Origin of the sequence: Microcoleus sp. S36b_A4, from assembly GCF_036700645.1 — a bacterium.
GTDB lineage: Bacteria > Cyanobacteriota > Cyanobacteriia > Cyanobacteriales > Microcoleaceae > Microcoleus.
In genome coordinates this window covers 11,419-27,754 of the sequence record NZ_JAUBPI010000084.1, presented here as the reverse complement: position 1 = coordinate 27,754, position 16,336 = coordinate 11,419, and the positions used below count along the sequence as shown (strand labels likewise).

General features: G+C 45.4%; 13 protein-coding genes. 5 read left to right on the top strand and 8 right to left on the bottom strand.

Going from position 1 to position 16,336, the window contains the following annotated elements; all coding sequences use genetic code 11:
* Nucleotides 1-42: 42 nt before the first annotated feature.
* From QUA03_RS22415 to QUA03_RS22400, 4 genes are all read right to left on the bottom strand, one after another.
* Nucleotides 43-2,658: a HEAT repeat domain-containing protein gene (locus QUA03_RS22415; protein ID WP_333215082.1), complete on the bottom strand. Its 2,616-nt coding sequence runs from the start codon at nucleotides 2,656-2,658 to the stop codon at nucleotides 43-45.
* Nucleotides 2,659-2,727: 69 nt separating this feature from the next.
* Nucleotides 2,728-3,153: a retroviral-like aspartic protease gene (locus QUA03_RS22410; protein ID WP_333215081.1), complete on the bottom strand. Its 426-nt coding sequence runs from the start codon at nucleotides 3,151-3,153 to the stop codon at nucleotides 2,728-2,730.
* Complete coding sequence (locus QUA03_RS22405; protein ID WP_333215079.1) at nucleotides 3,146-3,364, bottom strand: hypothetical protein; 219 nt, start codon at nucleotides 3,362-3,364, stop codon at nucleotides 3,146-3,148. Before QUA03_RS22405 ends, QUA03_RS22410 begins: the two co-directional genes overlap by 8 nt.
* A 224-nt stretch (nucleotides 3,365-3,588) precedes the next feature.
* Nucleotides 3,589-4,521: a ribonuclease Z gene (locus QUA03_RS22400; RefSeq protein ID WP_333215077.1), complete on the bottom strand. Its 933-nt coding sequence runs from the start codon at nucleotides 4,519-4,521 to the stop codon at nucleotides 3,589-3,591.
* 264 nt (nucleotides 4,522-4,785) lie between these two features.
* Between QUA03_RS22400 and QUA03_RS22395 the strand changes: the two genes are divergently transcribed.
* Together QUA03_RS22395 and QUA03_RS22390 are read left to right on the top strand one after the other, a co-directional pair.
* The gene (locus tag QUA03_RS22395) at nucleotides 4,786-5,961 is read left to right on the top strand and encodes a SpoIID/LytB domain-containing protein (RefSeq protein ID WP_333215075.1); all 1,176 of its coding nucleotides are present in this window, start codon (nucleotides 4,786-4,788) and stop codon (nucleotides 5,959-5,961) included.
* A 330-nt stretch (nucleotides 5,962-6,291) separates the two neighbouring features.
* Nucleotides 6,292-6,516, top strand: a complete 225-nt coding sequence (locus QUA03_RS22390) for a hypothetical protein (protein WP_015174403.1) — start codon at nucleotides 6,292-6,294, stop codon at nucleotides 6,514-6,516.
* A gap of 192 nt (nucleotides 6,517-6,708) precedes the next feature.
* Here QUA03_RS22390 and QUA03_RS22385 read toward each other — a convergent pair whose 3' ends face one another.
* Nucleotides 6,709-8,025 (bottom strand): hypothetical protein, encoded by a 1,317-nt coding sequence (locus QUA03_RS22385; protein ID WP_333215073.1) that lies wholly within the window; start codon nucleotides 8,023-8,025, stop codon nucleotides 6,709-6,711.
* Nucleotides 8,026-8,795: 770 nt separating this feature from the next.
* Here QUA03_RS22385 and QUA03_RS22380 point away from each other — a divergent pair.
* From QUA03_RS22380 to QUA03_RS22370, 3 genes are all read left to right on the top strand, one after another.
* A complete protein-coding gene (locus QUA03_RS22380) occupies nucleotides 8,796-9,317 on the top strand; it encodes a photosystem I assembly protein Ycf3 (RefSeq protein ID WP_333039118.1) in 522 nt (173 codons plus the stop codon).
* A 141-nt stretch (nucleotides 9,318-9,458) separates the two neighbouring features.
* Complete coding sequence (gatC, locus tag QUA03_RS22375) at nucleotides 9,459-9,740, top strand: Asp-tRNA(Asn)/Glu-tRNA(Gln) amidotransferase subunit GatC (RefSeq protein WP_006635952.1); 282 nt, start codon at nucleotides 9,459-9,461, stop codon at nucleotides 9,738-9,740.
* A gap of 209 nt (nucleotides 9,741-9,949) precedes the next feature.
* Nucleotides 9,950-10,666 (top strand): TrkA family potassium uptake protein, encoded by a 717-nt coding sequence (locus QUA03_RS22370; protein WP_333215071.1) that lies wholly within the window; start codon nucleotides 9,950-9,952, stop codon nucleotides 10,664-10,666.
* Here the strand turns inward: QUA03_RS22370 and QUA03_RS22365 are convergent.
* From QUA03_RS22365 to QUA03_RS22355, 3 genes are all read right to left on the bottom strand, one after another.
* Complete coding sequence (locus tag QUA03_RS22365; RefSeq protein ID WP_333215069.1) at nucleotides 10,623-12,254, bottom strand: sodium:proton antiporter; 1,632 nt, start codon at nucleotides 12,252-12,254, stop codon at nucleotides 10,623-10,625. The genes QUA03_RS22370 and QUA03_RS22365 overlap by 44 nt on opposite strands.
* 450 nt (nucleotides 12,255-12,704) lie before the next feature.
* Nucleotides 12,705-13,232, bottom strand: coding sequence for a hypothetical protein (locus QUA03_RS22360; RefSeq protein WP_333215067.1), 528 nt, complete (start codon nucleotides 13,230-13,232; stop codon nucleotides 12,705-12,707).
* Nucleotides 13,233-13,314: 82 nt separating this feature from the next.
* The gene (locus tag QUA03_RS22355) at nucleotides 13,315-16,029 is read right to left on the bottom strand and encodes an HAD-IC family P-type ATPase (protein ID WP_333215065.1); all 2,715 of its coding nucleotides are present in this window, start codon (nucleotides 16,027-16,029) and stop codon (nucleotides 13,315-13,317) included.
* Between the last annotated feature and the right edge of the window lie 307 nt (nucleotides 16,030-16,336).

Sequence of the window (16,336 nt, the reverse complement as noted above, 5' to 3'; positions counted from 1 at the left end):
CGTACTTCATATTATGGGAGCTAATTTTTTCTTTTATTTTACCTAGAACGAGCGCACTTTCGCAAGAGGTCTATTAATCACGATTTCTGAAGCATTTTTCAAATTGCCCAAGGCTTCTGCTGCCTGACAGCGCACCGAGTTATCCCCATCTTCGAGACGTAGCAGCAGGGCACTGATTATTGATTCTGAAGCATTTCCAAAATTGCCCAACGCTCGTGCTGCACAGGAACGCACCAACAGATGCTCATCTTGGAGACGTAATAGCAGGGAACTAATGACAATTTCTGAAGCATTTCCCAACCCTCCCAAAGCTCGTGCTGCGTCACGACGTACATCCTTATTCTCATCTTGGAGGCGTAACAACAGAGCATTAATGACGGTTTCTGAAGCATTTCCCAACCCGCCCAAAGCTTGTACTGCCTCACGACGCACATCCTCATTCTCATTTTCGAGACGTAGCAACAGAAAACTGATAGCGGCTTCTTTTTCCCCTAATTCTACTTGATATTTCCACAATCGATTTGCATCAACACCCTTTGCTTTCAAAAGTTGCAAAGTTTGCACCTCAAACTCCGTCTCGTTCATACCGCAAAGGATTTGAAAAACCTGAGAGCGAACTTTGGTACCAACCTTTTCCTCACCCCTTACCTCCAACTCAACCAACTTCTCCAAAATCTCCACAGTGAGACCGGAATCTACCACCTTTAACTCTTTAATATTTTCAGCAAGGCAACTGCCAGCAAAAAACAAATCGCGGTGCAACCATTCCTCATACTCGCTATTCGCCGCCAAAATTGCCCGCATCGCTTTCGCCGCTTTCTTCGGTTTTTGTTGAGCAATCAACAACAGCAACACTTCCCGCCAGTGAGAGTCATGCAAACGCTCGCGAATATGATTCAAAATAATCTCAAAATCATCTTCATCATCTGCCTGATAGCCGATTTCCTGAGCGCACAAATATTCTTGAAAAGTCTTGTGTACAAAAGCATATAAATCTTGTCCTTGTTCGTTGAGCAATCCCGTCCGCTGTTGAATAAAATCCACAAATCGTTTAGCTTCTTCTTTTGCCTTGAAGCGTTCAACCTGTTTTTTGGTTTTAATATTCTGAGTTAACTGCTCGAACAAATCATCCTTGCTGATCAGGGTTCCGCCTTCAGGATTATCCGTACTACCCTGAGTGTGAATCCAATAGGCAAGAATTTCCATCAGCCTCCGTAAGTCGTCTGCATCTAAACATTTGAATGACGACTGATCGGTTATCTTTTTGTTAGCATCCCAACATTTTAACAGCGTCTCTACAGCCTTTTCATAAAGCTTATGCCTCGCCCTAGGCAGTACCGCTTGATAGCGGTGAATCAAAGCAATAATTGTCAGCAACAACGGATTTCTTGCCAACAATTTAATTCGGTCATTATCATCTAGAGCTTTTTTAATGCTTTCTTTACGGCGTTGAGCTTCTGCCGAATCTCGAACCCGGCTGTCATACCAATGATTAATAAACTCATTAACCTTATCATCATCAAGCAGTTGTAACTGATAGTGTTCAAACTCCGAACTATTAAAAAAATCGCGCTTGTAACCGACAGGGCGAGAAGTAATAATTGCCAGATTTTGATGATACTGCCCCAAAAAATTCTCAATCTGCTGCACTACGGCGTAGCGCTTGGATTCTTCAACAACCTCATCCAATCCATCCAACAAAATCATCGCCCTACCGTCTGCCAGCCAATACTCAAAAAAGCCTTCGGGTAGCCGTTTCACGGACATAGTTTTTTCGGCAAACTGGCGGGCGTAGTCGAGGAGATTGATATCTGAAAGCCTAGCAAAGTCCCGAATTTTAATCAGAATCGGCAAGCAATCTCTCTCAGCATCCCAGCCAAGTTTTTCTGGATAATTCTGAGCCAACATCACCGCAAAAAAACTCAGTAAAGTTGTTTTTCCAGAACCGGGTGCGCCCAGTAATACAAATTTATTAGATTGATTTTGATTCAATAATTGCGATGCTAAAAACTTTCTGCCGGAGCGCTTTTCTAGTTGCAATAGTGGCATATTTTTGCCTGCCTCTAATTCTTGAATATCCAAGCTTACATGAGTATTTACGTCTTCCAAGACATCGGGCATCACAAAAATCTGAGCCAATTTTTCCGATTTCTCGATTTCCTGACCTTCGACGGCAATGCCAGCAAATTTAACATCATCAAACCAGTTCGCCACTTGCTTAAAGTAGTCGGCTTTGGCAACCTGAAAATTTAAATAACAATTAGTTTTCTCGAAATAGGTTTTTGCAAAAACATCCAGCCAGTCACTGACTTTTTCTGGCATGAATCTGTCTTGAATTCTCTTGTTTTTTGTGACTGTCGCATTAAAAGCTGCAACTAACAACTCAACTTGAGGCGTTCCTAGATTGTTGAAAGGTTTTAGGAGTTCTGGAAGTGCGGCACCAGCCAAGAAACTTTTAAGAAAATCTTCGACTACACCCTGCGCGCAAGGATAAAATAATTCATGAGTTTTATCGGCAGTTTTGATACCACAAATACAAGCTTTTTCAAAATCGCTAGGATTAAATTTCTTCATAGATTCTTTGAATCCTATTTCTGCAAGTTTAGGCGCGAGTGCTTGTGCTAGTTTTAAGCCTAATGTGCCAAATTCACTTATCATGGTAATTTTAAATATTTGTGTTTAAGTTGGTGGACATAATTGCGTTTATATCCACCAACATTGATAATCTCAACTATCTCTAAATTTAGGACACAATTCAAACGCTAGTTGTGATCCATAAAAACAAACATCAAACTCAGTAAAAAAATTAGTTCGCCCTAAAATAATCGGAATATTATTCACCCTAGTCCAGGCAAAAGCTAACTGAACTGGCTCAAAGTCCCCTACTTTTGCCAAGACTAATAACCCTTTCGTTTCAGCACTCGCTAAATTTCCCGCTAAAGTAACAGAAAATCTTTGATCTTCCCAAATGGCCCCTAATTGCACCCCAACACTATAGGGCAAAACATTTACACTAGCTCCTGTATCCAGTAAACCCATAACCTCAACAGAACGATTTTGATAAGTTAGTGTTAAAGGCAAATACGGAACATCAGCTAAAACACCTGATTCATCTCGTTTAGGTTGAAAATAATATCGCCTACCATTAAACATTTTGAGTTTGTTTTTGTTCTGTTTCTAGTAACTGCATCAATTGCTCCGCAGCACTATTAGAGGTATGCACAGAATACATGATTTCAGCAGATTCATTACCCATTACAATTCCTTCTTCTTTCGCCAATTCTGCTATTAAAAACAGCATCATTTGAAACTTGTCAGCACGAGACAATTGCCGAAGTTGGGCTAATAATTCCAGATTTGACATAAAACGCCATAAAATTAGTTTTTATATTTTACCATGACCTTGAGATTTCAACCACTCCAAAACAGCACAGCCAATGCGTAAGTTTTGATCGGGCCCCAGAACCCGCCCGATCGCCCTTATTGAAAATCCTGTCACATCTCAGTTCAGATTCATCTCACATCTTGCCTGTTCATAAAAAGCTTATTGAAAAAGCTGTCACATCTCAGGCCAAATTAACCCTAGTTTTAAACAGGCCTGGGCACTTCGTAAGTCAAAAAGTCATAGGCCATTTTCGTATTAGGAAAAATAGCCTGCGCTTCCTTGAGCAAATCATCCAGGACGATCGCATTTCCGGGAGCATAACGCGGGCTAAAATGCGTCATAATTAACTGTTTCGCCCCAGCGATTAAAGCCACTTGAGCCGCCATTGTCGAAGTTGAATGCAGGCGATCAAATGCCATTTGAGCGTCTTGATGAGCAAAAGTAGCTTCATGCACCAACAAATCAGCATCCTTCGCTAATTCCACGGCCCCGTCACAAAAAACCGTGTCAGTACAATAAACAAACTTGCGCCCGATTTGATCCGGGCCACAAAAATCAGTACCTTTAAACTGTCGCCCATCATCTAACTTTACCGTCTTTCCTTGTTTTAATTGACCGTAAATCGGCCCCGAAGGAATACCCGCAGCCTTCGCTTTTTCTACATCAAAATGTCCCGGACGGTCTTTCTCAGTTACGCGATAACCAAAAGCAGTAACTCGGTGCTTCAAAGGGCCGCAGCTAACAATATATTCGTCATCTTCATAGATGACTCCCTCGTGAATTTTGTGTACCTTAACCGGGTAAGAAAAATGAGTTTGAGAATAACGAACGCCAGCTTGCAAATATTCTTCAAGTCCCGGAGGCCCGTAAAGATCGATGCGCTTGACATTCCCCGCCAAACCGCAGCTAGCCAGCAAACCCATTAAGCCGAAAATGTGGTCGCCGTGCAGGTGAGTGATGAAAATGCGGCTCAGTTGGCTGACTTTGAGATCGCTGCGGAGAAACTGGTGCTGAGTTCCTTCGCCGCAGTCAAACAGCCAGAGTTCCGCTCGCTGGGGCAAGCGGAGGGCGATGCTGGAAACGTTGCGCGATCGCGTGGGGACGCCGGAGCTAGTTCCGAGAAATGTAATCTGCAAGAGTCAAATCACCTCAATTAAGTCTTAAAAAATATGTTACATATATCCAGAGTGCGACAAATCCGACATATAGGAAATAGTCGCAGGCAGGAACCGGGATAAATCGCTGTTCCTGCGAACATCTCTTCGCTAAAATCATTTTTGACAAGCGTACAGAGCGATCCACCCAATTCTAACGTTTTGTTTCTTCCGTTCCCCTTCCTTTTTCCCTTGCCTTCCCTTAAAAATTCTTAAACTCATACAGCACAGGAGGAAAATTTTCAAATGCAGTCAGGAGTATTTTTTGGTTCCGTTTTTTCAACATTAAAAAAACGCTACTTTTGGATTTCACTGTTGTTTTGGCTGGCAATGGTAGCCCCAGCACAGGCCGCGCTGATCTTGCGAGTGGCGGTACAAGACGGGGCAAGTCAGGTAAAAGTCGGCAGTTCTACTAAGGCTGCAATCCGCGATGGTAGCGGGCGCAATTTGGGCGAACTGTCGGCAAACAGTTCTCAGTCAGCTCAATTTCGATCGGGAACAGTGGCAATTGGTCGCTGGGCTGCCAACCAAGTTTGGATCGAACCCACGGGGAACGGTTATGTTTGGATTGGCGATCGTTGGTATCGGGGACGCACGCTTCTAGTTCCCCAAAAAGGAGGCTTGACTGCCATCAACTACGTCGATATCGAACAATATCTCTACAGCGTTCTCGGCGCCGAGATGAGTGGCAATTGGCCTCAAGAGGCTTTGAAAGCCCAAGCAGTCGCCGCCCGTTCCTACGCTATCCACCAGCGAATGAAAAGCGAAACCGACCTTTACGACGTGGACAGCACTCAGTATTCCCAGGTTTACAAAGGATTGCAAACAGAATCTTCTGGCACTTATTCCGCAGTCGATGCAACCGCTGGTCAAGTTCTGGCCTACAACGGTCAGATAATTTTAGCCGCCTTCCACTCTGCGTCTGGGGGACATACTGAAAACGTCGAGGATGTTTGGACAGAACCTCTGCCTTACCTGCGTGCTGTTCCTGACTTTGACCAAGGGGCGCCTGTTTACCAATGGAAAGAAAATTTTTCTCGCGCTCAAATCAGCAGTAAGATTTCTGGCGTGGGCAATGTGATCTCGATGAAGCCAGAACGCACTACCGCTCACGGCAGCGTTTTGAGGATGAAAGTAGTTGGAGATGGCGGTTCTAGAGTCATGACTGGCGCAGATTTACGCCGGGTTTTAAATTTGAGGAGTACGCGGTTTACCGTGATTCCTCAGTATGCCGGCGGTCGGAACCCAAGGAACAGCGGCCAAGCTCCTACCGGTTTTCAAGTTGCTGGCAAAGGTTTCGGCCATGCTGTAGGAATGAGCCAGTGGGGTGCCTATAATTTGGCCAGACAGGGATACGGCTACCAGCAGATTTTGTTGCACTATTACCGAGGTGCTACTTTGGCTAGAATTGCAGTCCAGTAACTGCTGGGAATGGGCAAGGAAGAAGTTCGGCAACGGATTCGCTCCACGGATGTAACGGATATAACGGATGTCAGGGGGAAGGAAGAAGGAAGAAGGAAGAAGGAAGAATGGAAAAACAGCTATTTCTGTATCCGTGGCTTCCGTGTCCTGAATACAGGGAATTGCGAATTGGAAAGTGGGAACTTGTACCGCCCTTTGACTACGCTCAGGAACCGCGTAGTGGCAGGCCAGGAACCCCGTAGCTTAAGTATTGGGAATGACTAATGACTAATGACTAATGACTAATGACTAATGACTAATGACTAATGACTAACTACATTAAGGATTGCTATGCAAAAGTGGGAGTATTTATTTGTGGATGCGAATATGTATCCTTTTGGAAACAAGCTGATTAGTTTATATGTAAACGGTGAAGAACAGCGAGATTGGAAACAAGGCTCGCTGCATCTATTTGTCAATCATTTGGGGGAGGAAGGATGGGAACTTGTGGCTCTGGATCACGACTCGAAGTATGACCAAAATTGTTTAATTTTTAAACGCCCTAAGCTTATTTAATAAAAGTCCGAGTATAAAAATTATGACCTCAATAAAAATTGATATTTTCCACAATTATTAACAACGAGCTAAAAGCCCGTTCCCCAACAAAAATATTTTATTGTGGAACAGGCATCCTGCCTATTCTTGAAAAGGGTGCAAGATTTTAGTGCCACCTAAGTTAACAACAAAGAACTGTTTTTTTCATTAGTATTACAAGTTGTCCGAGCGACCAATCCGGCGCTGCCATTCCGCATCTATTTTGGCTGACTGTTCTAGTTCTTGTTGGGTTAATTCAGTTTCTGTTGTATAAGCTAAGTCTTCTCCAGTCAGAACGTTTTCTGCTGCAAATTCCTGGGCGTAGGTCAGTTTTTTGAGTAAGTTGGCATCGGGTTCGTTTAATAACATTGCTCGCTGCTGACGCTCTTGATTGCGGGATTCTATCCGGCTATTTTTCCACTGAATCCAGAAGTAGCGAATTAAAGGAATGGCGAGAAATCCGACGCCATAAATCAGGATTATGGGATAAACAGCGCTGACGAAACCGATAAATCCACCGGCAATTAAATTATTAGTTAATAGATTACCCAAAACTAATGCACCCACAAGATTAACAGCTCCTAACCCTGCTGCAAGCATAATTTGACCGGAACTGGCGTTGCTGAAACGCCACAGCATTTCTCGCAAATAAGCTGCTACTGGTTCAGAATTTCTATCGGTGGCTGTGGTTTGCAATTGCGGAAAATGGTAGACTATTTGCCCTTCGGGACTGACTTCCGGGCGGCCGTCAAAACGGGCGAGAGCCGGTAACATATATTCTTCGTAGTCTCGGGTGTATCCTTGTCCGAGATTGTCTAGATATGGAGCAATTTGTTCGGCGGCGACGGCGCCTCGGTTGTTGCGAATTGCGGCGGCAATATCGCTCCACTTGCGCTCTTCTAGATTGTGATTGGGATTGCCGTCTCCAAAGAGAAAGGAGAAAACTGCTTCCAGAAAACTCATCTCGGGTTTTTGGCCAGTTAAGCGCGATCGCTGCTGGTAGTATGGTTGGTCATGGTTCCAGTAAAATATCCAGATTAGGTCATTCCAGAAGTAGGGAAAAAAGGAAAAGCCGCCGCCTCTGCCGCCCCCTCCACCACCGTCTCCTCCTCCGCCGCTGTTGTTATTGCTATCGCCGCTGGAGAGTAAAACCGTGATAGCAACAAAAATTAAGAGGATGGAAGCTACCAGCACTATGCCGAAAGATATCCGAATCAGATAAAATAAAATGCGCCAGATTTTTTGCCACCATTCCTGCAACTGCAAGCGCCAGAATTTGTTTCGCAAAATATCTCGAAAGTTCTTGGGAAATAGGTAGGCGATGTCGCCGGATTCTGCTACTTGCAGGTTGCCGCCTGCTTCGGAGGCGAGGGTTAATAGTTCTCGCTGGGCAAAATTGACATCTAATCCAGCTTTTGCCGCCACGTCTCCAACCGTAACGCGGTAGCCAAGTTGTTCGACGGCTTGCATAATGGTGGGATTCGGAGCCATAGGTTTCTCTCTGTGAAAATTACCCGGTTATTTTTATTATATATTGCGGGAATTCGAGCTGGTTTTGGCGATCGGGTTTCTGATTTTTTTTGAGGCTGCCCTTGACAATCAAGCATCCAGGATACAAGCCCCCGGATTCATTCGTCCAGAAATAAAAAACCTGTATCCGAGAAACTTGCCCCCCGAATTTATCCGTGGGGTCAATGCTAAAATCTAAAATCTAAAATCTAAAATCGATTGACTTTGGGGCAAAATATTGCTAGTGTTTTGCCGAATAGCTTTTAAGTATGGGCTAAACTCGGATAGCTTCATAAAACTTTGTGATGGAATTTCTCCTAGGCAGGGTATTTGGTTGTTTGCTCTGAGGGCCAAGGAGCGGGATTATGGGTACAGTTAGTAAGGTACAATGTGCGATCGCCCGTTGGCGTTACCAAAGCAATCCGAAGGTAAGCCATCGAAGAGGAGAGGATTGCCCCTCCACCCTCCAGCAGAACTTTTCCCTTCGGCGCGGGTTTTTGTAAGTTTTGTGTAGAGTGCCAGAGATATGTTAAAGAAATCTAGTTTTTTTGCCAGTCTTGCAAGACTTATATAAAATAGATAGAGCTTGCGCGGGTGTTAAACCCAAGGGCGTGTTTTAAGGTTCGCACTTGCGATCGACTAAACCTTTTAGCGCTCTCAACACAACGGCCCACTACAACAGTGGCGCAATTATTAATAGGAAAACTTTACAGGCTAATTTTTCGGATTAGCCACTAACCAAAGAATCGCATATGCCAAGAACTCAACGCAACGATAACTTTATTGACAAAAGTTTCACGGTAATGGCTGATATCATCCTCAAGATTATGCCAGCCAAAAAGCAGGCGAAGGAAGCTTTTGCTTATTACCGGGATGGTATGTCAGCTCAAGCAGATGGCGAATATGCTGAAGCGCTGGACAATTATCATGAAGCGCTGAAGCTGGAGGAAGATCCTTACGATCGCAGTTATGTCTTGTACAATATGGGGCTGATCCATACTAGCAACGGCGAACACGATAAAGCTTTGGAATATTACAGCGAGGCTTTGGATCTAAATCCGAGAATGCCACAAGCACTAAATAATATTGCTGTAATTTACCACTATCAAGGGGAAAAGGAAAAGGAAGCTGGCAATATTGAAGGGGCGGAAGGGCTGTTTGATAAAGCTGCAGATTATTGGAAGGAGGCTATTCGCTTGGCCCCGAACAATTACATTGAGGTACAAAATTGGCTGAAGACGACAGGTCGATCGCAAATTGATGTGTATTTTTAACTAGGATGGGCATGGGGCATAGTTAGTGGTTAATAGTTGGTAGTTAGTCGTTTCTCTAATAACAAATAACCAATTCCCTATGCCCAATTCCCAATTCCCCATTCCCAATTTCCCATTCCCAATTCCCCATTCCCAATTTTTATGATAGACAGAGAAGAAGTTCGGAAAGTCGCGAATTTAGCGAGATTGGAATTAACGCCGGAAGAAGAAGAGCAGTTTACTGGTCAACTTAACGGTATTTTGGATTATTTCGAGCAATTGAGTGAACTAGATACAAGTAAGGTGCAGCCGACAACGCGGGCGATCGATGTTAGTAATGTAATGCGATCAGACGATTTGCAACCTTTTGCTAAGGGAGAAAGTATTTTGGAGGGAGCTCCCGATCGCGATGGGGAGTTTTTTAAAGTGCCTAAGATTATGTAGCGTTCCCGCTACGCACTTAACTGAGGAACATCCCTTGAGGGGCAGGCTAGCAATGCCTACCCCAAAAACAGATTAAATTAACTGTGGAACAGGTAATAAGTAAGCCCGGTATAAGCCACCCCACAAGCCGATTAAACTGATAGAAACCCAACACAAGATCGCTAATAGCGATCGCTCTGTAAAGTTAATTTTTGGGGTGACAAATAGTCATGTACGTATTAATTGGTGGAGCAGGAATGATGGGGCTAGGTTTAGCCCAGCAGTTATTAAAAGTCGGTCATACGGTTGCAATCATCGATGCCGACCCGCTGGCCTGTCGCTTTGCTCGAGAAAAAATCGGAGTGATGGCATTTGAAGGCAGTGCCGTGAGCACAACGGTGCTTCTGGAAGCCGGAATTAAACAAGCAAACGCCGTCGTTGCTGCACTCAGGGACGATGCACTGAATTTAGCGCTGATCACCCTATCCAGAAGCTATGGCATTTCCCATATTGTGGTGCGAATGCGCGATCGCGAATTCATGGAAGCCTATCGACTTGCCGGAGCCAGTCACATCATCAGCACTATTGATTTGGCAGTTGCATCAATGGCGAATGCGATTGAATACCCCCAAATCGAGTCTATGATGCACTTTGAACACGGGCAAGTCGAGGTACTAAAGCTGCCAGTTCCAGGCGATTGCAAGGTGGCAGGTCGCACTGTTGCTCAAATTGCTCAAGACCCTCGTTTTCCAACAGGTTCGCTGATTATTGGTTATCAATGCCATGCCTGCGCCAATCTGGAGATTCCGAACGGCAATACAGTTCTTGAAGCAGGCTCTACTATCTTGGTCGTCACCCGTCCAGAGCTAGTTCACCAGATGATTGATTACCTCGGCATTCGGGCTAGTCATCTGCCAACGTTAGAAGTTTCTCATCCAAATCTTTGATGTAAGGATGAACCAGATCCTCTGGGACAATTCGCTTGCGGAGGGCATCGCTAACGGCTCCTTTTTCTGCTAAAAGCAATCGCCGTCGAATCGTATCTAGCCCGCTGCGATCGCCCTCTAGTTGCCCTGCTCGATGTTGATTGTAGAGATCGCGCAGCACTCGCTCAGACTGTGCTATTCGTGCTTGATACGATGCCCATAACTCCTCGTAAACTGCCTTGGGCAACACGCCAGATTTCAGCAAACTATCTAGCTCATCTTGAGCCGCTTTGGAAGCGATCAACTGAATCTGTAACTGCCCAGTTTCCTGCATTATATCAGAAACACGGCTAATTTTTAGTCGTTTTACCATCCACGGTAAACTTAATCCCTGTCCGACCAAGGAGAATAAAACTGCACCGAACACCAGGGCAATGATGTTATCCCGTCCTGGTAGGGTCAAGGGAATGGCAACAGCTAAGGCCATTGATAGAGACCCTTTAATATTCCCTAAAACCAAAATGTGCTGCCAGCGTAGCGGAATGGGGCGATCGAACCAGCGCAGCCCCGCTAAGAACAAATAGACCGAGAGAATTCGTCCCAGTTGATAGGCCAGAATGACGAATAAAATGGATGGCAAAATTCTCCACAGCGTTAGCGGGTTAATTTCAATCCCAATCAGCAGGAAAATAAACGTATTGACGCCAAAACCAGCGTATTCCCAGAAACTCAGCAAGGTAATCCGATCCGAGGCAGACGAACTGCGAGGCAGCCCAATGTTGCCAAAAACAAGTCCGGTGATGACCACCGCCACTGCGCCCGATACGCCTAAAAATTGTCCGATTTGGAAGGTTCCCAATGCTAGAGCGACGGTTAGCAAAAGGCTACTCAACGGATCGTTTAAGCGAACAAATATCGGCACGCTCAAATAACCTAAAACACCCCCGACCACTGCCCCACCTAAAGCAACCACGAGCAGCTCCTTCAAGCCTTGTATAGGGGTGAGAGAGCCTGTCGCATAAATTACCAAAAGCAAATTAAATGAAATTAGAGCAGCCGCATCATTGAACAGAGTTTCTCCCTCAACAATGGTGGACAATCGAGAAGGCACACGGATCTCCTTAAAAACCGCGATCATCGAGACGGTATCAGTGTTTGCTAGAATGACTCCGATCAGTAACGCCGGAATCCAGTCTAGTCCTAGCCCAAATTTAACCAGAATAGCGATAATTGCTGAGGAAAAGATCGAGCCTGGACCCGCCAGCAGCGCGATCGGCTTAAAGGTACTGCGGAGACGGCTGATATCCGTATTGATAGATGCTTCAAAAATAAGAATGGGTAGAAAAAGATTTAATACTAAAGATGGGTCTAAACCAATTCGACGCGACAAAACCTCCGTAATCGGCAAGCCTGCTAACACTAAGCCCGTTACATAGGGAATTCGCAACCGTTGAGTTACGAGTGCCACAACAGTGGCAATCAGCAGGAGAATGATCAAGATGATGACCAATTCAGGAATGACTCCTGCCGTTTGGCTATTTGTAGCAGGCTCGCTGCCCAAGGGAGTTTGTTGCGCTACAATCGACTCTATCACCGATACTCCTCCCATAAACTCGTTTTCCTCAAAGAAATTAACAGATTAACTACCGTTTTAGTCTACAGGAGACGGTTCACTCTGTTGTAGGCGTAACTGCAATTTATGTGGTGTATTTGGATGAATGCTGAAGAAGCTGAAACGAGATTTATGGGTGGCCTCGGCGATCTGATCGTTTTTAAAGTGCAATTTTTTTGGTAGATATGGATGATTTCCCAACCCTTACAGGATGCTAATTGCTCTTAATTGTGCTGGTTTTTAATTTTTTTTAACAGTCTCTTCTGAAGTGTTGCCGACCCGATCGCGGTTGCCGAATCGGCGGGTGGTGGAACTTGTCGATCCGTATGTCAGGAGTAAGAGAGCGATCGCCCAAAATCATCGACCGTCAAATTTTTAAGTGGTTTTAGACGTTCTATTTCGCGGGACTAAATTCCTCGAAGGTAATCCTCCTTTCTGACCTTGAATTTAGGTAGCATCACAGACACGCCACGTCAGAATCTCCCAACGTTTAAGGACAGGTTCAGCAATCACGATCTCATTTTCTCTTGCCTCCATGACGATCAAATAATCTCCCTGGTTAAATCTGCCGTTGTAAATTCTTGCTTGTTCTTCTGGCACCAACCATCCTTGAAGTGCGCCATATAGACCGCCAGCAGTTGCAGCAATCCCACTTCCAACGAAAGTTGCTAAAAGGCTTTCCAGCGCTAATGCCTGACCAATACCGGGAATTAGCAGGCTGCTGAGTCCAACAATTAACGCTAATGAACCTAGTCCTATGCTGCCTAAGATCGCGCCTACTTGTGCACCTGTTGCTCTTGTGATTAAAATTTGCTGCACTCCCAAAGAGTCCAAATCATCATGGTCAGAAGGTTTAGCAATCACTGAAATCTTGTGCATGGGGAAGCCCCGGCTTTTTAGCTCAACTAGCGCCTGCTCTGCGTTTCGATGATTAGTAAATAGACCGCTAGCACGTTTGAGGTTTTGGTAATTCATGAGAAATATTTAATATTCAACGCTACAAATTTGGTAAATAGTGTGTAAAGTTGCTGGCAAATAGCCGTATCACAAAAACCACTTAGTTCAGAGGTGCAAAACGCTTTAGCAAAGCTGACAAAGGAATCATTGGCAGTCCGAATCCGATACAAATTAAGCCTTGGATTAGATCCAAAGCTTCTGTGTCGAATAACTGATTCATAATGCCCCATTGGCTAAACAGGAATTGGAGAATGAAAATAGCCCCAATGCCGATCGCTACCGCATAGCCAACTGATTCATCTTTACCGCGTAGTTTGGCGACGATCGCCGGAACGAAGCGACTGATGCTTAATAGGTAAAAAGCTTCGGCCGCCACCAATGCTTGAATTGCCATCGTCCGGGCTAGAGCTTCATTACCTGTGGTTTGGACGATCCATTCAAACATCCCAAAGATCACAATCCAGTTAAATACCGAAACTGTCAGAATCCGAGCGGTCAGCCTACGAGACAGAAGCGGTTCATTGGCAGGTCGAGGTGGCTGTTGCATGACATTGGGAGAGGGCGGCTCAAATGCCAACGGTAAGCTCAATGCAACTGAACTGACCATATTCAGCCAGAGAATTTGTACTGGTAAAATGGGTAGTGGGGTTGCCAGAAGTACGGCAATCAAGATGGTCATGGACTCTCCACCATTCACGGGCAGGATGAAGGCGATCGCCCGCAGCAGATTCTTATAAACCGTGCGTCCTTCCTCAACTGCTTTCTCGATCGAAGCAAAGTTGTCGTTTGTCAACAGCATATCCGCTGCTTCTTTTGTAACTTCGGTGCCTGTAATACCCATCGCTATCCCAATGTCAGCTTGCTTCAGGGCGGGAGCATCGTTAACTCCATCTCCAGTCATCGCCACAATCTCGCCCTTAGACTGAAGTGCTTCGACAATGCGGAGCTTTTGCTCTGGTGCGACACGAGCAAACACGCAGCTTTGTTCAACAGCATTGGCGAATTGCTGCTGGTTCATTTGAGCGAGTTCTTGACCGGTAAAAACGGGAGCCTCTTGGGTTTGATTTAGTCCCATTTGGTGCGCGATCGCTGCTGCTGTTTTGGCATGATCGCCCGTAATCATCTTGACCTGAATTCCTGCAGATCGACAGGCTTGAATCGCTTGAATGGCTTCGGGGCGAGGCGGGTCGATCATGCCTTGCAACCCCAGAAAAGTTAACCCTTGCTCAATATCAGAATGGTCAATTGAAGATTGAGAAGCGGGTACAACTTTCTTAGCAAGTGCCAGAACTCGTAACCCTTTTTTTGCCATTCTGTCCACGGTTTGCTCGATCGGCGCGGGGTTGAGGGATCTCGCCTCTCCCTGTTCATCGAGCATCTGGCGACACCGTTTGAGAATTGCCTCAATCGAACCCTTGACATAAATCAACCGTTCTGGGCGATCGTCATGTAAGGTTGCCATGTATTGAAACTGAGATTCAAACGGCAGTGTATCGAGCCGGGAAAACGCTTCCTCCAGTTTCTCAGTAATTAACCCCGCTTTTTGGGCTACCGCAACCAGCGCCCCTTCGGTTGGACTACCGACTACAGTCCAGTTTCCATCCTGCACTTCTAGATGCGAATCGTTGCACAACAGTCCTGCTTGCAGGCATTCATATAAGGCAGGTGCGATCGCCAGGTCAACGGAATGTCCATTTACAGAAATTTCCCCGTCTGGTGCATATCCTCCACCGCTAACCCGATATCGCTTTCCACCGGCATCAATCTCTTGAACTGTCATTTGATTCTCAGTCAAGGTTCCGGTTTTGTCAGAACAAATCACGGTGGTGCTCCCCAGCGTCTCAATTGCCGGAAGTTTGCGAATAATGGCGTGCTGCTTTGCCATCCGGGAAACCCCGATCGCCAGTGTCACCGTTAAAATCGCGGGTAAACCTTCAGGAATTGCGCTGACGGCAAGCGCCACAGATGCCTTGAACACCTCAACCCAAGAAAATCTCTGGGCAATGCCTGCTGCAAAGGTGAAGGCAGCCAAAGCTAAAATGACATAGAGCAAGGTTTTGCTAAATTTGTCAATTTTGCGACTCAGTGGGGTTTCCAGTGTGGTACTTTGCTGCATGAGTTGGGAAATGTGTCCCGTCTCGGTCATGTCACCGATGCTGACGACGAGTCCGCGTCCCTGTCCAAACGTTACCAGGCTGCCGGTATAGGCCATGTTCGTGCGATCTGCCAGTGCAGCGTCTGCCTCTAGCGCCTGGGATTGCTTCTGAACCGGGACAGATTCTCCCGTTAACGCTGATTCATCAACCTGTAAGTCACGGACTTCGATCAGTCGCAGATCCGCAGACACTTTATCCCCAGAAGACAGCAAGACGAGATCGCCAGGAACCAGTTCACTGGATGAAACCACTTGCTTTTGACCGTGGCGGAGAATGGTTGCCTCAGTTGCAACAGATTTTGCTAAAGCGGCGATCGCATTCTCTGCCTTTGACTCTTGAACGAAACCAATGGTGGCATTCGTCAGAGCAACCCCAAAAATTACCCCTGAATCAATCCACTCTTTCAGAAATGCTGTTACTATCCCAGCAGCTAACAAAATGTAGATTAGCGGCTGATTCAGTTGCTGAAAAAATCGCAACCAGGCACTTTGCTGCTTCTGAGCCGTTAGTTGATTGGGGCCGAGGATCTCGCGCCGTTCGGCTGACACCTCAGAAGATAGACCTATTTCCAGATCAGTCTCTAAAATCCGAGCCACTTTCTCGACAGAGAGGTGATGCCAAGAGTGTTCTACTAATTTTTCTACATTGGTTGCAGTCATAACGTTTCTGGTCAAGCCAACTGCTTATTTATTATTTCGTCTTATTTCTAGCGTCATTGATGAAAGTGAGGGAAAAGTGAGCGACTAATTTCTGTTACTCACATTTGGATCACATTTGCTCCCTATACTTAGGCAGAGAACCGATTAAGATAACTTATAGATTTGCCAACCTTAGTTCACTGGATTTGATTTATTGTTGCCTTTTATTAATAGGCTTCTCAAAAACATTACTTTTGATAGATGAACTCTTTTACATTCACTGGTTAAGTTGAAATGCTCAAAGACTTCATCCTGAGTTTTATCGGCA